This is a genomic window from Saliphagus infecundisoli (assembly GCF_020177375.1).
In the GTDB taxonomy this organism is placed as follows: Archaea; Halobacteriota; Halobacteria; order Halobacteriales; family Natrialbaceae; genus Saliphagus; species Saliphagus infecundisoli.
In genome coordinates, this window is sequence record NZ_JAIWHV010000001.1 from 134,181 (window position 1) to 155,327 (window position 21,147).

At 70.0% G+C, this 21,147-nt stretch carries 19 protein-coding genes; 11 read left to right on the plus strand and 8 right to left on the minus strand.

Annotated features, from left to right (window positions below):
* Positions 1-20 precede the first annotated feature (20 nt).
* Genes LCF40_RS00840 through LCF40_RS00850 form a run of 3 tightly spaced genes read right to left on the minus strand, consistent with a single transcriptional unit; the run spans position 21 to position 2,286 of the window.
* Entirely contained in the window at positions 21-665 is a 645-nt protein-coding gene (locus tag LCF40_RS00840) for a DUF2238 domain-containing protein (RefSeq protein WP_114578091.1), read from the minus strand.
* The gene (locus LCF40_RS00845; protein WP_224827007.1) at positions 658-1,266 is read right to left on the minus strand and encodes a hypothetical protein; all 609 of its coding nucleotides are present in this window, start codon (positions 1,264-1,266) and stop codon (positions 658-660) included. Before LCF40_RS00845 ends, LCF40_RS00840 begins: the two co-directional genes overlap by 8 nt.
* 39 nt (positions 1,267-1,305) lie before the next feature.
* A complete protein-coding gene (locus LCF40_RS00850; RefSeq protein WP_224827008.1) occupies positions 1,306-2,286 on the minus strand; it encodes a metal-dependent hydrolase in 981 nt (326 codons plus the stop codon).
* A 100-nt stretch (positions 2,287-2,386) separates the two neighbouring features.
* On the opposite strand from LCF40_RS00850, the gene LCF40_RS00855 reads away from it, so the two are divergent.
* Positions 2,387-3,694: a carboxypeptidase-like regulatory domain-containing protein gene (locus LCF40_RS00855; RefSeq protein ID WP_224827009.1), complete on the plus strand. Its 1,308-nt coding sequence runs from the start codon at positions 2,387-2,389 to the stop codon at positions 3,692-3,694.
* A gap of 3 nt (positions 3,695-3,697) precedes the next feature.
* Here LCF40_RS00855 and LCF40_RS00860 read toward each other — a convergent pair whose 3' ends face one another.
* Together LCF40_RS00860 and LCF40_RS00865 are read right to left on the minus strand one after the other, a co-directional pair.
* The gene (locus tag LCF40_RS00860) at positions 3,698-4,939 is read right to left on the minus strand and encodes an ABC transporter permease (protein ID WP_224827010.1); all 1,242 of its coding nucleotides are present in this window, start codon (positions 4,937-4,939) and stop codon (positions 3,698-3,700) included.
* Positions 4,936-5,655: an ABC transporter ATP-binding protein gene (locus LCF40_RS00865; RefSeq protein ID WP_224827011.1), complete on the minus strand. Its 720-nt coding sequence runs from the start codon at positions 5,653-5,655 to the stop codon at positions 4,936-4,938. Before LCF40_RS00865 ends, LCF40_RS00860 begins: the two co-directional genes overlap by 4 nt.
* Before the next feature lie 126 nt (positions 5,656-5,781).
* Here LCF40_RS00865 and LCF40_RS00870 point away from each other — a divergent pair, with 126 nt between their 5' ends.
* The 10 genes from LCF40_RS00870 (at position 5,782) to LCF40_RS00915 (ending at position 17,493) form a co-directional block, all read left to right on the plus strand.
* A complete protein-coding gene (locus tag LCF40_RS00870; RefSeq protein ID WP_224827012.1) occupies positions 5,782-6,597 on the plus strand; it encodes an aldo/keto reductase in 816 nt (271 codons plus the stop codon).
* A 50-nt stretch (positions 6,598-6,647) separates the two neighbouring features.
* Positions 6,648-9,860, plus strand: a complete 3,213-nt coding sequence (locus LCF40_RS00875; RefSeq protein WP_224827013.1) for a bacterio-opsin activator domain-containing protein — start codon at positions 6,648-6,650, stop codon at positions 9,858-9,860.
* 709 nt (positions 9,861-10,569) lie between these two features.
* A complete protein-coding gene (locus tag LCF40_RS00880; protein WP_224827566.1) occupies positions 10,570-10,848 on the plus strand; it encodes a helix-turn-helix domain-containing protein in 279 nt (92 codons plus the stop codon).
* A gap of 78 nt (positions 10,849-10,926) precedes the next feature.
* Positions 10,927-13,779 (plus strand): bacterio-opsin activator domain-containing protein, encoded by a 2,853-nt coding sequence (locus LCF40_RS00885; protein WP_224827014.1) that lies wholly within the window; start codon positions 10,927-10,929, stop codon positions 13,777-13,779.
* Between the two features lie 118 nt (positions 13,780-13,897).
* Positions 13,898-14,041, plus strand: a complete 144-nt coding sequence (locus tag LCF40_RS00890) for a rubrerythrin-like domain-containing protein (protein ID WP_114578082.1) — start codon at positions 13,898-13,900, stop codon at positions 14,039-14,041.
* 2 nt (positions 14,042-14,043) lie between these two features.
* Positions 14,044-15,342: a glutamate dehydrogenase GdhB gene (gene gdhB / locus LCF40_RS00895; protein WP_224827567.1), complete on the plus strand. Its 1,299-nt coding sequence runs from the start codon at positions 14,044-14,046 to the stop codon at positions 15,340-15,342.
* A 59-nt stretch (positions 15,343-15,401) separates the two neighbouring features.
* The gene (locus LCF40_RS00900) at positions 15,402-15,716 is read left to right on the plus strand and encodes an MTH1187 family thiamine-binding protein (RefSeq protein ID WP_224827015.1); all 315 of its coding nucleotides are present in this window, start codon (positions 15,402-15,404) and stop codon (positions 15,714-15,716) included.
* 69 nt (positions 15,717-15,785) lie between these two features.
* Positions 15,786-15,989: a heavy-metal-associated domain-containing protein gene (locus LCF40_RS00905; RefSeq protein WP_114578079.1), complete on the plus strand. Its 204-nt coding sequence runs from the start codon at positions 15,786-15,788 to the stop codon at positions 15,987-15,989.
* 80 nt (positions 15,990-16,069) lie between these two features.
* Positions 16,070-17,002, plus strand: coding sequence for a methenyltetrahydromethanopterin cyclohydrolase (mch, locus tag LCF40_RS00910; protein WP_224827016.1), 933 nt, complete (start codon positions 16,070-16,072; stop codon positions 17,000-17,002).
* 2 nt (positions 17,003-17,004) lie between these two features.
* The gene (locus tag LCF40_RS00915) at positions 17,005-17,493 is read left to right on the plus strand and encodes a double winged helix-containing putative transcriptional regulator (protein ID WP_114578077.1); all 489 of its coding nucleotides are present in this window, start codon (positions 17,005-17,007) and stop codon (positions 17,491-17,493) included.
* 50 nt (positions 17,494-17,543) lie between these two features.
* Here LCF40_RS00915 and LCF40_RS00920 read toward each other — a convergent pair whose 3' ends face one another.
* From LCF40_RS00920 to LCF40_RS00930, 3 genes are all read right to left on the minus strand, one after another.
* Positions 17,544-18,779, minus strand: a complete 1,236-nt coding sequence (locus LCF40_RS00920) for a cation:proton antiporter (protein ID WP_224827017.1) — start codon at positions 18,777-18,779, stop codon at positions 17,544-17,546.
* A gap of 175 nt (positions 18,780-18,954) precedes the next feature.
* Entirely contained in the window at positions 18,955-20,556 is a 1,602-nt protein-coding gene (locus LCF40_RS00925) for a GTPBP1 family GTP-binding protein (protein WP_224827018.1), read from the minus strand.
* A gap of 70 nt (positions 20,557-20,626) precedes the next feature.
* Positions 20,627-21,139, minus strand: coding sequence for a J domain-containing protein (locus LCF40_RS00930; RefSeq protein WP_224827019.1), 513 nt, complete (start codon positions 21,137-21,139; stop codon positions 20,627-20,629).
* Positions 21,140-21,147: the final 8 nt, after the last annotated feature.

A 21,147-nucleotide genomic window follows, 5' to 3' on the forward strand; every position in this document is an offset into this window, starting at 1 on the left:
AAACCGGGTCGGTCGGGGAGTCACCGCGAGGCGAGACGCTCGCCGATCACGGCAGAGAGGTCGGTGAGGTAGATCCCGCCCCAGATCGCGACGACCACCCCGCCGATGAGGTTGAAGGTGAGGTCGAGCAAGGTGTCCTCGATGCCGTACTGGACGAGGATGCCCCGGGTACCGAGCAGGTCGGCGACGATCCCGATGGCGAACTCGAGGAGCTCCCAGGCGACGCCGAAGGCGAGGACGAACACGAGGATGACGACGGACATGAACCGCGGCGGGATCGAGACCGCCTCGGCGTGGCGCTCGAAGGCGAGGACGGTGGCGTAGCCGGCGGCGGCGACGACGGAGGCCGACAGCGAGTGGGTGACGTGGTCCCACCACCACACCTGTCTGTAGAAGGTCCAGCCCGCTCCCGGGATGCCGACGACGCCGACGGCGTGGAGGAAGGCGGCGGCGGTGAGCCACAGCGCGAGTCCCGGTCCGAGCGTGATGCCGTAGTCCCGTTCGAGAACCGAGGGGAGCCGAGCCACGAGGAGCGCGACGCCGGTGTTGACGATGACGCCGACGCTGCCCCGCTCGAGCCCGACGAACAGTAGGCCGACCAGTACGAGTTCCATCGCGCGGACGAGCCGGCGCTGGCCGGCCTCCGAGAGCCGCAGGTCAGCCATCGACCCTCCCTCGAGCCTCGGGCGGGATGCGGTCGTCGATCGACACCCGTTCGCGGAAGTACCACCGGAAGATCGCGCCGGCGGCGACGCCCGCGAGCGTCGAGTAGGCGAACTCGATCATCAGCTCGTCGTTGGTCGTCTCGTAGGGCCGTTCCAGCAGGACGGCGGCGTACCACTGGAGGAGTTCCCAGACCGCCGCGGCGGCCATCGTTCCGGCGACGACGAGGACGATGGCGAACCCGGAGGACATCCGGATCGAGGTGAACGCGTCGAGCTCGACGGCGATCACGAGCCCGACGGCCGCGAGCGCGAGGTAGGCGAAGAGGGGCCCCGAGAACCGCTCGGCCCCGAGGACGAGCCCGATCAGGGGGAGCGTCGCCAGCGCGAGCACCTCCCAGGGGAGCATCACGTACCGCGACCGGTAGGCGATCGGCGGGAGCACCGCCAGGCTCACCACCACGAGCGCGAACGTAGACCAGAGGACGCCGGCAACGACGAGTTCGCCGACCCAGACCGCGGCCGCGAGCGCGACCAGCAGCCAGGCGGCGACGGCGTTTCGTCTCCCGTCCGCGAGCATCCCTGTGAGCGTCGACCCGGACACGCTCTCCTCTCGCTTCCGGGGCCCCATTACTGTGGGGGATCAGCCCGCCAGGAGGTAGACGGCGGCGTAGCTCCCCAGCGCGAGGGCGACCCCGGCCAGCCCGGTCGAGACGGTCTCGAGGGTGCGCAATGGGTCCTCCAGGCGGCGCCACGCCTCGGTCCGGAGGGCGACCGGCGGTCGCGAGAGTCCACAGACGACGCCGACCGCGAGGATCGAGAGGACGAACGGGTAGGCGACGTGGATCGTCGGCGGCGCGAGCACGAGCGCGATGGCGCCGTAGCCCGCGCCCAGCGTCGCGCGGCGGTCGACGAGCCCGCGGGGCGACCGGCCGGCCAGGTGTGCCACCACCGCCACGGCGAGGGCGACGACGGCCAGCTCGAGGGCGAACGTCGCGAGCAGGTGCAGCGTCGGATCGCCGGCGAGGACGACCCGCTCGGTCGCGAGGTCGGCGTCGAGGGGGTAGAGCAGCGCCGGCGGCTGGCCGGTCAGGAAGTCCCCCCAGGGATGAGAGGCCAGGCCCGCGGTCGCGGCCAGCCCGACGACCCGCGGGGAGAGGTCGGCGTGACGGCGCGCGAGCGTCGCCACCCCGAGGCCGGCCGCGGCGAACGCGGCCATCACCGCCCCGCCGGCGGGGCCCTCGAGGGCGGCCGCGACGGCCACGAGCGCCCCGAGGGGGCCGAGCGAGAGCGCCCGGACGGCCGTTCGCGAGCGGTCGGGGGTCTGGGGGCGGGCCCACAGCCCGAACGCGGGTCCGGCGACCGCCGCGACGACCAGCGAGTGGGTCATCGAGCGGTGGACGCCGTCGACGGCTCCCCAGAAAGCGCCGGGGCGGACGGTGGAGCCGGCGACGAGGTGGGCCGGGTCCATCGCGAAGACGGCGTAGACCACGTCGACGTCGGGGATCGCCGCGAACGCGCCGGCGAGGATCCCGAGGGCGACGACGCGGTGGCGGGCCCAGCCTCGCCACTCGGCGGCCAGGGCCGCGAGGGCGAACGCCAGGAGCGCGTGGCCGACGAACATCGATCGAGTCGTAGGGATCGGGCGAGCATAAGCGTCGCGCCCGATCGTTCGTTCACGATGCATCCCATAGATTCATTTCGCTCGGATCGATAGTCGGGGTATGCGACGTCGAGAGCTCCTGTCGGCCGGCACCGTTCTCGCGGCCGGGCTCGCCGGCTGTGCGGCCGAGCGGATCGAGGAGGAGAACGAATCCGAGGGCGGGAACGGCAACGGGACTGGCGACGACTCCACCGACACCGACGGGAACGACACTGGCGGGAACGACTCCGATGGGGACGACGGGAACGAGACCGCCGACGGGGCGGACGGAGAGGGGGACGAGGCCGGAAACGACACCGCAGTCGACAACGACACCGAAGGCGACGACGATACCGAGTCCGGCAACGATACCGACGGATCGGACGACGGTGATTCGAGCAACGAGAGCGAGGGAAGCGCCGACGACGGGGGCGACGGATCGGACGCCGACGACGATACCGCCGACGAGACGACGGATACCGAGGGGGGCGGATCCGACGGATCGGAAGACACCGATGAGGACGAGGACACTGACGACTCCGGCAACGGGGACACCGACGACGACAGTGACGGCGACTCCGGTGACGGGGACGGTTCCCAGGGGGCCGAGACCGACGACGGTTCGAGCGACGGGAACGGGAGCGACGACGGCTCCGGGGAGGAGGATAGCGGTGACGACTCCGGCGATGGTTCCGAGAACGGTTCCGTCGATGACGACACTAACGAGTCGGATGACGACGATACCGACGGCGACGATGACTCCGAGGACGACTCCGGCGGAGACGATACCGACGAGGACGATAGCGATGATACCGGCGGATCCGACGGCGGCGACGATGACGACTCGGAGGACGGCGGGAGCGAGGAGGACACGGAGACGGCGCCGTTCGGGATCCGGGTCCTCGGTCCGGCCGGGGAGGGAATCGAGGGGGCGAGCATCCGGACCGAGGGGCCGAGCGTCCTCGAGGGCGAGACCGGCGGCGACGGGACGTACGCCACGGAGGCGCCGGTCGGCACGTACGCCGTCGAGATCTCTCATCCCGACTATCGAGGCCGGACGGTCGAGTACGAAAACGACGACGGGGAGGAGGCTGTCGTGGAGCTCGAGGCCGCCGAGGGTGCGCCGCCGACCTCCGGACTGCGCCTGATCGTCACCGACCCCGACGGCGAGCCGATCGAGGGCGCGAGCGTCCGCGGCGAGGGCGAGTCCCTCGCGGCCGACGTCCCGCTGGTGTTCACCGGCGAGACCGATTCCGAGGGGGTCTACCCGGACCGGATCTACGAGAACACCTATACGATCGAGATCTCTCATCCGGACTACGAGTCCCGGACGGTCGAGTACGACCACGACGGTGCGACCGAGCTCACCGTCGAACTCGCGCCGGCGTGAGCCCTACTCCCGTCTGAGCGCCTCGATGGGATCGACGCTGGCCGCCCGCCAGGCCGGATAGAGCCCCGAGAGGACCCCCACGCCGACGCCGACGGCGGCCGCAATGGCGATCCACTGTAGGGGATAGACCATCGGCCAGCCGAGCATCGAGACCGCGAGGTAGCCGAGCCCGATCCCGGCGGCGACGCCGACGACCGCGCCGATCGCTCCGAGGATCACCGACTCGAGCAAGAAGAGCTGGACGATGTCGCGTTTGCGCGCGCCGACGGCCTTCATCACGCCGATCTCGCGGGTCCGTTCGGTCACCGAGACGATCATGATGTTGGCGATCCCGATCGAGCCGACGACCAGCGAGATGGCGGCGATCCCGCCGATGAACACCGTCAACTGGTCGACGATCCCCGCGACCTGGTCGACCGCGTCGTCGACCGTCTGGACCGCGATCGTGTGCTCGTCGTCCTTCAGTTCCCGAGCGTCCGCGTCCGTCTCGAAGTACTCCGTGATTGCCTCCTTCGTCGGATCGACGTCGTCCATGCTCTCGGCGCGCACCTCGAGGGAGGGGTAGGCCCGTTCGGTCTCCCCGTCGGGGGTCTCGATGGTGAGTTCGTAGTGGGAGTCGACGGGGAGGTAGACCGTCGGCTGGCTCGGCTGTCCGCCGACGGTGGTATTGGCGATTCCGACCGCCGTGACCGTTTCCGTCTCGCCGTCCTCGAACGTGATCGAGAGCTCGTCGCCGACCGAGACGTTGTCCTCGAACAGCCGGGCGACCTGGCCACTGACGACCGCCTCGTCGTCGGCCGACGGCGAGAACGTCTCGCCGTCCTCGAGGGGGTACATCGACTCGTTGCCGAACCGTTCGGGGATCGTCGCCTCGACGCCGACCGTCCCGGTCTGGCTCTCCTCGCCGTGCGAGAGCTGGACCGCCGGGAGGCTCCCCGAGGGAGCGACGTAGTCGACGCCGTCCATTCCCTCGATGGCCTCGACGTCGGACTCGGTGTAGATCGGCGCCTCGACGAACATGATCCCGGTGCCGGTCTCGGGCTCGGTCTGGGTGACGACCTGCATCACCGGCTCGCTCTCGTCGTCCAGGTCGCCGACGACGTTCTCGGTGAACGCGCCCCCCAGCACCATGAAGACGATCACGGAGGCGATGCCGATGATGACGCCGACGGTGGTCAGCGTCGACCGGAGCTTGTGGCCGGTGATCGCCCGCCAGCCGATCCGGACGCTCTCGCGGAGCTTCATCGCTTGCCCTCCAGCTGCTCGATCTCCGCTAGCTCGCCGTCGATCAGGTGGACGATCCGATCCGCGCGCTCGGCGACCCGGCGCTCGTGGGTCACCATCAGGATCGTCCGGCCGGCGGCCTGGAGCTCGTCGAAGACGGCCAGGATCTCGTTGCCGGTCTCGGTATCCAGGTTGCCCGTCGGCTCGTCGGCCAGCAGGAGCGTGGGTTCGTTCGCGAGCGCCCGCGCGATGGCGACGCGCTGGCGCTGTCCGCCCGAGAGCTCGTTGGGCGCGTGATCGAGGCGGTCGCCCAGTCCCACCCGCGAAAGCAGCGTCTCCGCGCGCTCGTGGCGGCCGGCCTCGACGCCGTCGTGAAAGACCAGCGGCAGCGTCACGTTCTCGGCGGCGGTGAGCCGGGGCATGAGGTTGAACGTCTGGAAGACGAACCCGATCTCGGTCCCCCGCAGGCGGGCGCGTTCGCCTCCCGAGAGGTCGCCGACGGAGCGACCGCCGATCTCGACCGTCCCCTCGTCGGGCGTGTCGAGACAGCCCAGGAGGTTCATCAGCGTGCTCTTGCCCGAGCCGCTCGGCCCCATCACCGCGGTGTACGATCCGGCAGGGAGCGACAGCGAGACGCCGTCGAGGGCGTCCACGGACTCTCCCATGTAGTACGTCCTTCGGACGTCGCGAGCGACGACCGGCGATCCCCCCTCCGACGCAGGTTCCCCCGTTGACATCCCCTCGAACTAGTCCCTCGATCTACATTATTCTGGGGGTGGTACGTGAACCCGAACTGCCGGTTCGAACCGGCATCCGGAGCCGCCGGGCGAACGCTTTTGGCCGGCGTCGGCGAAGCCGGCGGTATGCGAACCGTCACCGCAGGCGACGTCGAGATCCCCGCGCTCGGCTTCGGCACCGCACGGATGGACGACCACGACGTCCGGGTGAGAGCGATCGAGGCCGCCCTCGAGGCGGGCTATCGCCACATCGACACCGCCCAGATCTACGGCAGCGAGCCCGCCGTCGGCGAGGCCATAGAGAACTCCGCCGTCGACCGCGAGGAGGTGTTCGTGACGACCAAGCTCGCCGACGACAACCGCGCCCACGACGCCGCCGTCGAGTCGGTCCACGAAAGCGTCGAGAACCTCGGCGTCGAGACCGTGGACCTCCTCCTGATCCACTCGCCCAACGACGACGTGAGCCACGAGGAGACCCTGGATGCGATGAACGAGGTCCGCGACGACGGGCTGGTCTCTCACCTCGGCGTCTCTAACTTCTCGGTCGCCCAGACCCGGGAGGCCGAGGAACTGTCGGACGCGCCGATCGTCACCAACCAGGTCGAGTACCACGTCGAGCACCGCAAGGACGACCTTCTCGCCTACTGCATCGAGAACGACGTCGTCCTCACCGCGTACAGCCCGCTCGGCGTCGGCGACCTGCTCGACGACGACACGCTCGGCGAGGTCGCGGCGGCCCACGACAAGACCCCGGCCCAGGTCGCGATCCGGTGGCTGCTCGAACAGCCCCAGGTCTCGCCGATCCCGATGTCCTCCTCGCCCGAGCACGTCCGGGAGAACTTCGAGGTGTTCGACTTCGAGCTCTCCGGGGAGCAGCGCCGCGACCTCTTTGCCGTCGGCGGCGACCTCCCCGACGGGCTCGCCGACCGGCTCGGGCTGTAACTTGCTTCTGTCGACGGAATCCTTTTCGTCCTCGATCCGCTTCCGGGGATATGAGTCGGTCAGCGCCGTCGCCCGGGGAGGTCCTCGAGGTGGTAGGGGACCTCGCTCCTCCCGGCACGCCGCTTACGACCCCGGAGGTCGCCACGGAGTTCGACTGTACCTCCCGGACCGTCTACAACAAGCTGGAGGCCCTGGTCGAGGAGGGGGTCCTCGAGACGAAGAAGGTCGGCTCCCGCGGTCGGGTCTGGTGGCGGCCGCCGGTCGGCGGGATCGACGACGACGGCGCGGACGCAGACGGTGTGCTGGCGGGCGACGATGCCAGCCGGGAGCCGTTCGACGACGAGTTCGACCGGGAGGGACGCTTTCTCGACGCGATCCTCTCGAACGTCGACGACTACGTCTACGTCTGGAACCGCGAGAAAGAGCTGGTGTACGCAAACGAGTCCCTCGAGGCGTTCTGGGGGATGGCCGACGGCGAGTACCTCGGCAGAACGAACCGGGAGTTGGGGACGCCCCCCAGGGAGAGCGACCGCCTCGAGGGCGAGGTCGAGCGGGTGTTCGAGACCGGGGAGACGGTCCAGGGCGAGGCCCCCTACACCGAGCCCGCGGACGCGGAGGGCTACCACGAGTACGTCCTCAGCCCGATCCGGGGAGGAGACGGCGCGGTCGAGTTCGTCGCCGGGATCTCCCGGGACGCCACCGAGCGCAGGGAGGCGGAGGCGGCGGCGGCCGAATCGACGTTCCGACAGCTGTTCGAGAACGTCCCCGGCAACTACCTCGTCGTCGAACCCGGGAGCTACGAGATCGTCGCCGTCAGCGACGCCTACCTCGAGTCGACGATGACCGAACGCGAGGCGATTCTGGGCGAGAGCCTCTTTTCGGTCTTCCCGGCCGATCCCGCCGATCCCGCCGAAGGCGTCTCACGGCTCAGAGACTCCCTCGATCGCGTCGAGACGGAGGGCGAAAGCGACGTGATGTCGATCACCTATTACCCGATCCCCGACCCCGACTCGGAGGGGGAGTTCGTCGAACGGTGGTGGAACCCGATCAACTCGCCGGTCTTCGGTTCGACGGGTGAGATCGACTACGTCATCCACCGCGTCGAGGACGTGACGCCGGTCGTCGAACGGCTCGACGACGGGGAGATCGAGACGATCCTGGAGGGGTTTCCGGCCGACGACTCCCGGCTCACCGGCGACGTGATGCTCCGGGGTCAGGAGCTCTACCGGGCGAAAGAGCGGGCCTACGAGCGACTCCGCGAGAGCGAGCGCCGCTACCGGACGCTGTTCGAGTCGATCGACGAGGGGTTTTGCGTCCTCGAACGCTGCGACGGCGAGGGGCCGACGGACTTCCGGTTCGTCGAGGCGAACCCGGCGTTCGAGGCCGAAAGCGGCGTCGTAGACGTCGTCGGGCGGACGATCCGGGAGGTGGTTCCCGAGGAGGCCGACGGCTGGATCGAGGCCTACCGGGAGGTCCTCGAGACGGGCGAATCGATCCGGTTCGAACGCGAACTCCGGACGACGGGGCGGATCCTCGAGCTGTACGCCTTCCGGGTCGGCGACGGATCGGAGGGGCGAGTCGGCGTGATCTTCCAGGACGTCACCGAGCGAAAGCGGACCAGGGCGACGATCGAGCGGCTGAACGCGGTCGGCCGGGAACTGATCGACGCCGATCCCGATGGGATCCGCGAGCGCGCCCCCGAGGTCGTCCGGGAGACCCTCGGGGTCGAGTACGCCGCCCTCTGGCGGTACGACGAGCGCGGCGAGATCGAGCGGGCGGCGAGCAGCGTCGATCCGGGGACGGCCATCGACGTCGACGGGTTCCCCGAGGGGTTCGACGAGCGGATCTGGGAGGCGTTCGTCGGGGGTGCGATCGCCGTCGAGGAGGATCTGCCCGAGGAACTTCCCCTGGAGACCTGTGCGCTGGTCCCCCTCGGCAGACACGGCGTCGTCCGTCTGGGGACGACCGAGTCCGGGCGGTTCGACGAGACGGCAGTCGACCTCGCGGGGACCGTCGCGGCGACGATCGAGGCAGCCCTCGACCGCGCTGAGGGGGAGCGCCAGCTCGAGGACCAAAACGAGGAACTCGAGCGCCTGGACCGGCTCAACACGCTCATCCGCGACATCGATCAGGCGCTGGTCCAGGCGGACACCCTCGCGGGGATCGACCGGGCGGTCTGTGAGCGACTGGCCGACGCAGACCGGTTCGCGTTCGCCTGGATCGGCGAGTACGACCCCGCCGCCGGGCGGGTCGAGCCCCGGGAGTGGGCCGGTATCGGCGCCGGCACCGTCGAGGAGCTCGTGGCCGACGAGCCCGCACGCGACGACCCGATCGTCGCCGCCGTCGAGCGCCGGGAGACCCAGGTCGTCGCCGATGTCGCCACCGACCCCCGGGCCGGCCCGTGGCGCGAGGCCGCCCTGGAGCGGGGCGGGCGATCGTGTCTCTCGATCCCGCTCGTCTACGAGGAATCGATCTACGGCGTCCTGAAGGTCTACGGCGCCAGCCCGCGACCCGACGAGCGCGACCGCGAGGTCCTGGCGGAGCTGGGCCGGACGATTGCCCACGCGATCCACGCGGTCGAGGCCCGCGAGACGCGGCGGACCGACAGCGTCGTCGAGCTGACGGTCCGCTCGCGGGGTTCGGAGACGCCCCTCGCCCGGCTCTCGCGGGAAACGGGGTGTACGTTCGAGGTCGAGGGAATCGTCCCCCGACCCGGCGGGCCGGACGCGGTCTTCGTCACCGTCGTGGGCGATCCCGAGGCGTTCCTCGCGGCCGCCGAGGACGCCGTCCCGATCGAGGGCGTCGGCGCCATCGCCGACCGGGAGGGCGACTCCCCGTTCCGGGTTCACCCCGCGGAGCCGACCCTCGCCTCGACGCTGCGGGAGGGCGATGCCGTCGTCAGCTCGCTGTCGATCGAGGAGGGGGTCGCGACCGCCGTCGTCGATCTGGACCGCTCGGCGGACGTCCGGGCGTTCGTCGAGGGCGTCCGGGAGCGGGTTCCCGACCTCGAACTGCTCACGCGCCACACCCGGGCCCGTCCCCTCGGAAGCCGGCGGACGTTCCGGACCGCATACGAGGACCGGCTTACCGCCCGCCAGGAGGAGGTCATCCGGACCGCCTACCGGAGCGGGTTCTTCGAGTCGCCCCGCCACCGGACCGGCAGCGAGCTCTCCGAGACCCTCGAGATCTCCCAGTCGACGTTCACCCACCATCTCCGGGAGGCCGAACGGAAGCTCTGTGAGCTGCTGTTCGACCGGTCGTGAGTCGCGGTACCGTCCGTCTACCGGACGGGATCGTCCGTTCGGTCCGATCCCCGGTGATTTCGGCGGGTTCGCTGCGACCGACGCGCCACGGATCTAGATGGTTCGTATCCGCGGTCGAACCGAGAAAGTTCGCAACCATTTTTGGTCCCCCGATTGCCGAACGCGGGTATGGTCTCACGCGACCCGAACGGACCGGAACGGAACGCGCCACCGAGACGCCCTCCGGTCGAACCGGCTCCTCCACGCTGGCGGTGGGAGGTCGTCGGTGACGTCCGCGGCGGACGAAGCCGAGGGCGTGGTCGCCGACGTCGGCATCGAGCGGCCGACTTCCGGCTCGAGGCGACGATCGGCGGCGGGGGCGTGCGGTGTACGGTCGAGGAGTTCGCCACGACCGACCCCGGTCGGATGACAGTGTCCGTCCGGATCGAGAGCGACCCCGTCGGGTCGAGGAGGCCCTCGCGTCCGACGGGACCGTCGAGCGGGTCACGCGGGTCATCGAACACGACGAGCGACGGCTCTACCGGATGGACCGGATGGACCGGATGGACCGGATCGACCCGCTCGTCCGACTCGTCAGGGACGAACAGGGGGCAGTGCTTTCGGCCAGCGGCACCGACGACGGCTGCTCTGTTCGACCCGCGAGGAGCTCTCGGGGCTCTACGATTACTGCCGGGGGAACGGGATCGCCGTCGAGGTCCACTCGCCGCACATCGTCGATACGGACCGTCAGGGCCAGTTCGACCTCACGACCGGCCAGGAGGAGGCACTGACCATGGCCCTGGCGCGTGGTTACTGCGACATCCCGCGGACGGTGGACATGGAGGAACTGGCCGACGAGCTCGGAGTTTCCCACCAGGCGCTCTCCGAACGCCTCCGGCGAGCCCACGGCACGCTCGTCGGGAACGCCCTCGAGCGTCGCGAGGAGAGCCGCGACGACCTGCAGGCCGACACCCGGACGCCCTCGGACGCCACGACCCGCTTCCAGTAATCATCTCCTTTCGGCCCCGCGGCGGGCCCCACCACGGCGGCAAACGTATGGGGCGGGGGGTTCGATTGTGAACCATCCATGGTCCCCCTCACTGACTCCCTCCTGGACTCCGCCCACCTCCTGCTGGTCGGGACGACCGACTGGATCGGAGCCGTCGAGGACGAACTCCAGGCCCGGACCGACGCGACGGTGCGGACGGCCGCCACGGCTGCGAGGGCCCGCGAGGCCCTCGCCGACCCGCCCGACTGTCTCCTCACTGAGTACGCACTCGGCGAGGAAACGGGGATCGACCTCCTCTCGACGGTCCGGTCGGAGACGGCGACTCTCCCCGTCGTCGTCTGTACCGCGTCCGGCGACGAGGCCGTCGCCAGCGAGGCCATCGGCGCCGGCGCGGCCGACTACGTCCCGATCGAGGTGGCAGATGACGGGGTCGAGGAGGTTCTCGAGCGAACCGAACGCGTCGTCCGGGAGGCCCGCCGGAGCGCGACCCGCCGCGAGCGCGCCAAGCAGTTCGACGCCCTCTTTCACGACGCGAGAGCGGCGACGTGGGTTCTGGAGCCGAACGGCCGCGTGAGCCGGCTGAATCGGACGGCCCGCGGGATGGTCGAGACCGACGCCGCCGCGGTCGTCGGCGATCCCTTCTGGGGCCTTTCGTGCTGGTCGGACGCCGCCGAGGACGTCGAACGGCTCGTCTCGAACGCCCTCGAGGGCGGGTTCGCGAGCGCGGTCGTCTCCCGGCCCTCCGGCAGCGAGGACCCCCGCGTCGTCGAACTCTCCGTGCGCGTCGTCGAGGGCGAACGCGGCGACCCGGTCTCGATCGTCGTCGAGGGCGTCGATATCACCGACCGAGTGAGTCTAGAGCGGGATCTCCGGCGCTCGGAGGAACTCCACCGGGTCACGCTGAACAACATGACCGACACCGTCCTCATCACCGACGAGGACGGCGCGTACACCTACGTCTGCCCGAACGTTCACTTCATCTTCGGCTACACCGCAAGCGAGATCCGCGAGTTGGGACGGATCGAGGATCTGCTGGGCGAGGACCTCTTCGATCGGGCGGAACTCGCCGAGCGGGGCGTGTTGAAGAACATCGAGTGTACGGCGACCGACAAAGCAGGGCGAGAACACACCCTGCTGGTCAACGTCCGGGAGGTCTCGATTCAAGGCGGGACGCTCCTCTATAGCTGCCGGGACGTCACCAAGCGCAAACAGCGCGAGGAGGCCCTGGCGACCCTCCAGGGGACCGCCCGGGACTTCCTCTACGCGGGGACCCACGCCGAGATCGCCGGTCACGTCGTCGACGACACGCCGGGCGTACTCGACCTCGAGGCGAGCGCCGTCTATCTCTTCGACGCCGAGACGAACGACCTCCGTCCGGCGGCCCAGTCGGCGGCGATGGAGGAACTCAACGGCCCGCTCCCGACGGTCCACGCCGACGGCGAGACGCTCCCGAGCCACAGCTTCGTCGCCGACGAGGCGCTGTTTTTCGCGGACGTCCACGACGCGGATCGACTCGACAACCGGGTGACCGACCTCCGGAGCGCGTGTTACATCCCTCTGGGCGACCACGGGGTCTTCGTCGCCGGCTCCCCGGAAGTCGGCGTCTTCGACGAGGTACGCCGGGAGCTCGCGGATCTGCTCGCCGCGACCGCGGAGGCGGCCCTCGACCGGGTCAGCCGGGAGTCCCGCCTCCGGGAACAGGACCGGACCCTCCAGCAACGCAACGACCAGCTCACCGCTTTGAACCGGATCAACGAGACCATCCGCGAGATCGACCAGGCGATCGTCCGCGCGGAGACCCGCTCGGAGATCGACCACGCCGTCCCCGAGTTGCTGACCGCCGACGACCGCTTCGCATTCGCCTGGATCGGGGCGGTCGACCCGGACGGCGACGGCGTAGTGCCCCGGGCCTGGGCCGGCGACGAGGGTGGATACCTCGACAGCCAGTCGTTTCCCGTCGAGCGGTCGGGGGTCGAACCCGCGGGCCGGGCCGCGGCCAGCGGGGAGGTGACGCTCGTCGGAAACGTCGCCGCGGGGCTCCGCGAGGAGCCCTGGCGCTCGGGGGCCCTCGCACGGGACTACCTCTCCGTACTGAGCGTTCCGCTCGTCTACAACGACCTCTCTCACGGCGTGTTGACCGTCTACGCCGGGAGCAGGGACGCCTTCGAGGGCACTGCCCGGGACGTGCTGGCCGAACTCGGCGAGACCGTCGCCGCCGCGATCAGCGCGATCGAACGCAAGAACGCCCTCCTCACATCGTCGATGACCCGCCTTGAGTTCGCCGTCGACGACCCGACGTTCGTTCTCTCCCGGCTCGCCCGCGAGGCCGGCTGTGGCCTCTCCTATCGTGGCGGGGTCCAGCAGACGGCGGAGGGCAGTTACGTGTTCGTCGCCGTCGAGGACGTCGACGCCGTCGCGGAGGCGGCGGCCGACCTCGTCGCCGTCGAGACCGTCAGGCGAATCAGCGCCGACGGGGAGGAGGGGATCCTCCGGCTGGGGCTCTCGGAGCCGTTCGTCGCGCTGGATCTGGCCGACCACGGCGCCGTGTTCCGGGAGGCCACCGCCGAGCCCGAGGGGACGACGGTCGCGATCGACGTGCCCGAAACGGTCGATTCCCGGGGGATCGCCCGGCTCGTCCGGGAGACGTTCGGCGGCGCGGAGTTGCGCGCCAAACGGGCCCTCGATCGCGCGCCCGACGAGGACCTCCAGTCACGGGTGCTCGGCGAGTTGACCGACCGCCAGCTCGAGGTCGTCCAGACGGCCTACTACGCGGGCTTCTTCGAGTCACCCCGCGAGAGCACGGGCGAGGACGTCGCAGTGGCTCTCGACATCTCGCCGACGGCGTTCTACGGCCACGTCCGGACCGTCCAGCGCACGCTGTTTGCGGCGATCTTCGACGAGGGGGCCGCCCGGGTCGCCGCGTCCGGGTGAGGGTTCAATAGTCAACCCCGATCTCTACCAGGGGTTCGGCTGTGAGCCACCGAGTATTCCCTTATACACTTAGTATCGTTTTACCGAGCCCCGGTCCCCGACCGGCGGCCTGATCCCAATGAGAGACGTCGAGATCGACCCCGACGAAGCGAGTCCCTACGAGTGTTTCGAGTGCGGTACGATCATCGTCGCGGAGGACAACCCCGGTACCTGTCCGGACTGTGCCGGCGCGATGCGCAACCGATGGACGGCGATCGAGTAACGATGGCCTCCTCCAGTTCTTCCCACGACGACGGCACGGAGACGACCCCGGACGGGAGCGAGCCCGAGTCGGCCGTCGAGACTGCCCGCCGGCAGCTCCAGGGCGCGGCCGACCGCCTCGAGATCGACCCGAACATCGTCGAGCGCCTGAAACACCCGACGAAGGTCCACGAGGTGACGGTGCCGATCGAGCGCGACGACGGCACCGTCGAGCTGTTCACCGGGTATCGGGCCCAACACGACAGCGTCCGCGGTCCCTACAAGGGCGGACTCAGATATCATCCCGACGTGAGTCGGGACGAGTGCGTCGGCCTGGGAATGTGGATGACCTGGAAGTGTGCGGTGATGGACCTCCCCTTCGGCGGCGCGAAAGGCGGCATCGCCGTCGATCCCAAGGAGCTGAGCGACGGGGAGACCGAACGGCTCACCCGGCGGTTCGCCGAGGAGCTCCGGGAGGTCATCGGCCCGACCGTTGACATTCCCGCCCCCGACATGGGCACCGATCCGCGGACGATGGCGTGGCTGATGGACGCCTACTCGATGCAGGAAGGCGAGACCATCGCGGGCGTCGTCACGGGCAAGCCGCCGGTGATCGGCGGCAGCGAGGGCCGCGAGGAGGCCCCCGGCCGGAGCGTCGCCATCGTCACCGAACTCGCCTGCGAGTACTACGACCGGCCTCTTGAGGGGACGACCGTCGCGATCCAGGGCTACGGCAGCGTCGGCGCCAACGCCGCGCGCCTGCTCGACGACTGGGGCGCGAAGATCGTCGCGGTCAGCGATGTCAACGGCGCGATGTACGACCCCGACGGGATCGACACCCGCGCGGTCCCCTCTCACGACGAGGAGCCCGAGGCCGTCACCGACCACGCGGACACCGTCATCGGGAACGAGGCGTTGCTCACCCTGGACGTCGACGTGCTCGTCCCCGCGGCGCTCGGCAACGTCATCACCGAGGAGAACGCGGACGCGGTCGCCGCCGACATCGTGGTCGAGGGCGCGAACGGGCCGACGACCTCCGCCGGGGACGCGATCCTCGCCGACCGGGGCGTCCAGGTGATCCCCGACATCCTCGCGAACGCGGGCGGGGTCACGGTGAGCTACTTCGAGTGGCTCCAGGACATCAACCGACGGGCGTGGTCCCTGGAGCGAGTGAACGAGGAACTCGAGGCGGAAATGAACGCGGCGTGGGCGGCCGTCCGGAGCGAGTTCGACGCCCGGGAGGTCACCTGGCGGGAGGCGGCGTACGTCGTCGCGCTCTCGCGGGTCGGCGAGGCCCACGAGGCCCGAGGGCTCTGGCCGTAGCGCGGGTCGGGAGTCGTGACGGGGAACAGCTACTTCTCGATCCGGCCCGTCCCCCATCCATGACGGTGATCGCGTTTCTGTCGGTCGCGCCGGTCGTCGAGGACAGCATGGCGAGTGAGGTCGCGGCGGCGGTCGAGGCCCTGGAGGCGTTCGACGTCTCCTACGAGACGACGCCGATGGGGACCACCATCGAGGCCGACGACGCCGGAGAGCTGTTCGCCGCGGCCGAGGCGGCCCACGGGGCCGTCGACGCCGACCGGGTGAGCACGGTCCTCAAGGTAGACGACAAGCGCGCGAGTTCGGAGGGCGCCGCCGAGAAGGTCGAGGCCGTCGCCGACGAACTGGGCCGCGAGCCGACGAGCGACGCCGACTGAGCGACGGATCGGCGCCGCGAACCCCGAAGGCACCGACACCGTAAACAGGCCGGAGGCGGTAGCGCGGGCATGGACCAAACCACTCGAGACGTCCGTGGAATGTCCTGTGAGGGCTGCGAGGAGACCGTCCGGACGGCCCTGGAGGCCATAGACGGCGTCGTCTCGGCGACCGCCGACCACGAGGACGGCGAGGTTCGGGTGAGCCACGAGGCCGTCGGGACCGAGATGATCGACCGGACGATCGCCGACGCCGGCTACGAGGTCGAGGGCTGATACCGCCGACGGGACGGTTCTGCCCCGATCCGTGGTGTGCGTTCCCGGAACTGTTTTAGTGGAGACGGCAAAGGGCGGGTATGGAGAGTCTCAACCGGATGGCGATCGAGCTGGTCGACGAGGCCCTCGAGTACGCCGAGGAACTGTCGGTCGGCGCCCGTGAGACCGAACGCGGCGCGACGGTGATCGACTGCGGACTCGAGTTCGCGGGCGGGATCGAGGCCGGACTGCTGGCCACCGAGATCCAGACCGCCGGGCTCGCAACGCCCGGGCGCGATATCGAGGAGATCGCGGGCGCCCCGATCCCCCACGTCGAACTCTCGACCGACCAGCCCGCCCTCGCCCTGCTCTGTTCGCAGAAGGCGAGCTGGGAACTGACGACCGAGGACTTCGAGGGGCTCGGAAGCGGGCCCGCACGCGCGCTGGTCGCCGAGGAAGAGGAGTTCCAGCGGCTGGGGTACGCCGACGCTTTCGACCTGACGGCGCTGGCCGTCGAGAGCGACGAACCCCCGACGGAGGCCGCGATCGACCAGATCGCGGAGTTCGCCGACGTCGAGCCCAGCGGCGTCTTCGTGCTGGCCTATCCGACCGCGAGCGTCGTCGGCAGCGTCACCAACGCCGCGCGGGCGGCCGAACTCGCGACCTTTCGCCTCTCGGAGCTGGGCTACGACCCACGGGACGTCGTCTCGGCGTCGGGGCGGGCGCCGATGGCCCCCGTCGCGGGCGACGAATCGACCGCCATCGCCCGGACGAACGACGCCGTCGCCTACGGCGGCCGCGCCCACCTCGTCGTCAGCGAACCCGTCGAACACCCCGAGGCGGTCGCCTCGACGGCCGGAGCGGAGTACGGCCGGCCGTTCGCCGAGATCTTCGACGACCTGGAGTGGGAGTTCGAGGAGGTCCCCGCCGACCTGTTTGCCCCCGCAACGGTGACCATCGACGTGCTCGGCGGCGAGACCCACGTCGTCGGCGAGGTCCGCGAGGACCTCGTTGCGGAATCGTTCGGCCTCTGAGCATGCAGTTCAAGCTCGTCCCCGCGGCGCCAGACGACCTCGCTTTCGTGGGGGAGGTCCAGGAGGCCGTTCCGCTGTTCCCCGGCGACGAGAACGACTGCTGTGCCCGGATCATGGATCGAACGGGAATCGCCCCCCGCGACGAGGCCCGGACCTGGCTCACCTTCCTGCGGGCGCTGGGCCTCGCCCGCGAGGGCCCCGCCGGCTTCTCGCGGGTCCGCGAGGAGCCAGATCCCGACCGCCTCCGCGAGCGGTTCCGGGAGCGGTGTTACGGCGTCGAGACCGTCCTCGAGATCCTCGAGACGGCCGACGGTCCCCTGGCGAGCGAGGCGGTGTACGATCGCTTTCGCGAGGAGATCCCCGCCTACGAGCAGTACCGCTGGAGCGATCGGCTGGACGAGGTCTGGGGCGAACGCGTCGAGCGGATCCTCGGATGGGCCTGCCTGCTCGAGCTGGCGAAACGAACCCCGGAGGGCTACCGGCGGACCTGAGATCGCGCCGGTACCGTCGTCGGACAAACCGGAGACCGGGCGGCCCGGGATCAGCCCGGATCGGCCTCGCGCTCGACGTAGACGAGTTCGTCGGCGGCCTCGAGGAGACGGACGCCCCAGGTGACGGTGGCCGGCACGAGCGCGGTGGTGAAGATCGCGATGAAGACGAGGATCGAGAACATCGACTGGTCGATGACGCCCGCGGTGAGCGCGACCGAGGCGATGATGATCTCGACGGTCCCCCGGCCGTTCATCCCGAAGCCGACGACGAGCCCCTCCAGCGAGGAGAGCTGGGTCGGCAGCGCGAACAGCCAGGAGCCGACGATCTTGCCGAGGAAGGCGATCGCGACCAGCCCAGCGAGGATCCAGAACGACTCGAAGAAGACGTCGAACGTCATCTCGAAGCCGACGGTGACGAAGAAGACGGGCGCGAAAAACCCCATCGCGAGGTCGTAGATGACGGTGTGCATGTGCTCGTACAGCGACGGCTGGACGTCGGCCTGCCGGAGGAACATCCCGGCGACGAAGCCGCCGATGATCATGTGGAGCTCGGCGAGCGTCGCGAGCTGGGCGAACAGCAGGGAGACGAGCAACGCGAACGTGAAGGCGGTCGTGCGGTCCACGAACCCGTAGCGCTCGCTCAGTGCCTCGATGCGGCTCCAGGCCAGGGGGAGAAAGCGGTAGCCGATGAACAGCGTCACGGCGAAGAAGCCAAGCGCCTGCCCGACGATGAGGCCGATCTCGGCGACGTCGAGGCTGCCGGCCGTGACGTAGCTGTCGACGGCCGCGAACGCGATCAGGACGCCGACGTCGGAAGCGAGGGCGCCTCCGAGTAGGACGTTCGCGATCCGGGTGTCGAGCAGCTCGAGGTCGGCGAGGATCCGCGATTTCGTCGCCAGCGAGGTCGCGGCCATCGCCAGGCCTAAGAAGAGCGCGGCGCCCGTCGAGACGCCCAGCCAGAGCCCGGCGCCGTAGCCCAGCCCGAACGGGATGACGAACGCGCCGATGGCGATCAACAGTGCCTGCGGGCCCAGTCGGAACAGCTCCCGGAGGTCGACCTCCATCCCGACGTACACCATCAGCAGGAAAACCCCGAGCTCCGAGAGTACGGAGAGCAGCTCGGATGGCTGGAGAATTCCCAACAGCGCGGGCCCGAAGACGATCCCGGCGAACAGTTCGCCCATCATCGTCGGGTAGCCAAGCCGTTCGGAGACCGCCCCGAACACCCACGCGACCGTAAGCACCAGCAGCAGGCTGAGGACGTCGATCCCCGCGGCCTCAACCACTGCGGTTCACCCCGGGCGGGTCGGCGTCGGCCGGCGGACGATCCCCCTTCGTGAACCATCGAATAGAGCTGTATCTCGTCATGGATACGAACCGGCCGGTCCCCACGCCGGCCAGGAGTCGGTCGTGGATACTGACCGGTCGGTCAAAAGGCCTTCGAAGGGGGCACGGCTCGCGCTATCTCGCCGGGTGGACCGCGGTGACGGTTCCGACGCCCTTGCTGCGTCCCTCCCGGAAGACGAACGTCTGGCCCTCCTCGATCAGGTACGGGCGGAACTTGAACCGGACCGTCGCCTCGCCGGTGTCCCCCGGAAGCAGCCGCCCGCCCTCCGGGGAGAAGGCCGCGGCCTCGCCGATCGTCTCGACGTGGACGACCGGCTCGTACCCCTCGCCGATTCTGGTGGGATGGTTCAGGACCATGACCTCGGCCTCGAACTCCCTCACCGGTTCGGGATCGGCGTCGGCCGGCAGGAGCGCCATTCCCCGCTCGAGGGCGCTCTCCTTGACCCCCTTCAGCGCGATGCCGACGATCCGGCCCGCGCGGGCCTGGTCGACCCGGTGGTAGTGCATCTCGATCGAGCGCACCTCGACCTCCTGGAAGCGCCCGTCGGGCATCGGGCCCAGCAGGAGTTCGTCGCCGGCCTCGACCTCGCCGGTCATCACCGTCCCCGACGCCACTGCTCCGACGCCGGTGACCGAGTAGCTCCGGTCGACGTACATCCGGAACTCGCCGTCGCCGCTTGCGGTTTTGGGGAGGCGATCGAACAGTTCGTCTAAGACGTCGAGGCCCTCGCCGGTGACGGCGCTGGTCTCGACGATCGGCACCACGCGGTCGCCGACCTCCTCGATGGCGGCGTCGACCCCGTGGCGTCCGACCCGGAGGGGAGACTTCTCGACCTCCCGGAGCAGGCCCTCGACCTCGCGTTCGACCTCCTCGAGCCGGTCGTCGTCCACCGCGTCGGCCTTGGTGATCGCGACGATCGTCGGCAGCTCGGTCGCAAGCAGGATCCCGAGGTGCTCCCTCGTCGTGCGGGTCGGGCCGTCGTCGGCGGCGACGACCAGCAGGCCGTAGTCGAGTTTCTGTCCCACCAGTCCCCGGATGGTCGTCCGGAGCCAGGGCTCGTGGCCGACGGTGTCGACGAACGACACCAGTCTGTCCGCGTCCTCGACGACCTGTGCGCGGTCGCCCTTCCGGTCGGGGTTGTCCACCCGGATCGGCCCGTCGTCGTCGAAGCCGTAGACCGCATACGAGAGGTCCGCCGAGAGCCCGCGTTCGACCTCGTGGGGCTGGACGTCCAGGAATCCCCGGGTCGCGCCGTCGCCGTCGTCCGCCCGTCCCGTCACGAGCGAGCCCACGAGCGTGGACTTGCCGTGGTCGACGTGGCCCGCGGTGCCGACGACGACGTGTTCGTCGTCGGTCTCTAAGACGGCGCCGTCCCGGATCGTCGCGACGCCGACTAACCCTTTCCCTACGCCCCAGGTCTCGACGTCGTCGATGTGGGCGTCGGCCTCCTCGGCGAGAAGCGAGAGGACGTCCATCGTCTCCGAGAATCGGTCGTGGTCGATCCCCGCCAGTCCCCCGTCGTCGGTGACCCCGAGGACGTATGTCGCCTCGCCGTCCCCCGAGAGCACCCGGTGGCGAAGCTGTGCCGCCAGGCTCTCCCGGCGTCCTTCCGCCAGGTGGACCTCCCGGGTGAGTCGCTCCTTGAACTCGACGTTTCCGCCCTCGCTCTCGCCACGGTCCAGGGCTCGCTCCAACAGAGCCCGGTCACGGCTCATGCCAACGGGTAGCGAGCGAGCGGACAAAAGGCTCCCGCAGGACGGATGCTACCACACCTCACTTCGCGTCTCACTCCGTGAGGCGGTCGTAGGCGGCCGTCACGTCCTTGAACGCCTCCTCGTCCCCCCCGCGGTCGGGGTGGACCTCCTTGACCCGGTCTCGGTAGGCAGAGCGGATCTCGCTCTCGCCGGCGTCGGTTCCCACACCGAGCGTCGAACGGGCCTCCGCGGCCGTCGGTCCCGAGGCGGGCGCCCGGCGCCGGGAGCCGGTCCCACGCCGGCGTCCGGCGCCCGCACGGGCCCGGCGATCGGCGCGGGTTCGCGGTCCGGCCCGGTCCCGCGGTCCGGCACCCGCCGCGCGCCGGCGGCGTGCGCGCTCGGCTCGCTCCCCGCGGCGAACGGCCGCCCGGGCGAGTTTCCCGCTGCCGTGGTAGTACATGACGTAGCTCGTCAGCCCGAACGGGACCGCGACCGCGACCGCGATCGGCTGGGCGCCGACGACGCCGAAGATCCCGAGTACGGCGGTCAGCCCCGCGAACACCGAGGCCAGCCCCAGGACGAACGGCGAGCGATCGAACTCCACGCCCCCGT

Coding starts and splice junctions, on each gene's coding strand:
- LCF40_RS00840 (WP_114578091.1), bottom strand. CDS start 665: ATGGCTGACCTGCGGCTCTCGGAGGCCGGCCAGCGCCGGCTCGTCCGC.
- LCF40_RS00850 (WP_224827008.1), bottom strand. CDS start 2,286: ATGTTCGTCGGCCACGCGCTCCTGGCGTTCGCCCTCGCGGCCCTGGCC.
- LCF40_RS00855 (WP_224827009.1), top strand. CDS start 2,387: ATGCGACGTCGAGAGCTCCTGTCGGCCGGCACCGTTCTCGCGGCCGGG.
- LCF40_RS00860 (WP_224827010.1), bottom strand. CDS start 4,939: ATGAAGCTCCGCGAGAGCGTCCGGATCGGCTGGCGGGCGATCACCGGC.
- LCF40_RS00865 (WP_224827011.1), bottom strand. CDS start 5,655: ATGTCAACGGGGGAACCTGCGTCGGAGGGGGGATCGCCGGTCGTCGCT.
- LCF40_RS00870 (WP_224827012.1), top strand. CDS start 5,782: ATGCGAACCGTCACCGCAGGCGACGTCGAGATCCCCGCGCTCGGCTTC.
- LCF40_RS00875 (WP_224827013.1), top strand. CDS start 6,648: ATGAGTCGGTCAGCGCCGTCGCCCGGGGAGGTCCTCGAGGTGGTAGGG.
- LCF40_RS00885 (WP_224827014.1), top strand. CDS start 10,927: ATGGTCCCCCTCACTGACTCCCTCCTGGACTCCGCCCACCTCCTGCTG.
- LCF40_RS00890 (WP_114578082.1), top strand. CDS start 13,898: ATGAGAGACGTCGAGATCGACCCCGACGAAGCGAGTCCCTACGAGTGT.
- gdhB (WP_224827567.1), top strand. CDS start 14,044: ATGGCCTCCTCCAGTTCTTCCCACGACGACGGCACGGAGACGACCCCG.
- LCF40_RS00900 (WP_224827015.1), top strand. CDS start 15,402: ATGACGGTGATCGCGTTTCTGTCGGTCGCGCCGGTCGTCGAGGACAGC.
- LCF40_RS00905 (WP_114578079.1), top strand. CDS start 15,786: ATGGACCAAACCACTCGAGACGTCCGTGGAATGTCCTGTGAGGGCTGC.
- mch (WP_224827016.1), top strand. CDS start 16,070: ATGGAGAGTCTCAACCGGATGGCGATCGAGCTGGTCGACGAGGCCCTC.
- LCF40_RS00915 (WP_114578077.1), top strand. CDS start 17,005: ATGCAGTTCAAGCTCGTCCCCGCGGCGCCAGACGACCTCGCTTTCGTG.
- LCF40_RS00925 (WP_224827018.1), bottom strand. CDS start 20,556: ATGAGCCGTGACCGGGCTCTGTTGGAGCGAGCCCTGGACCGTGGCGAG.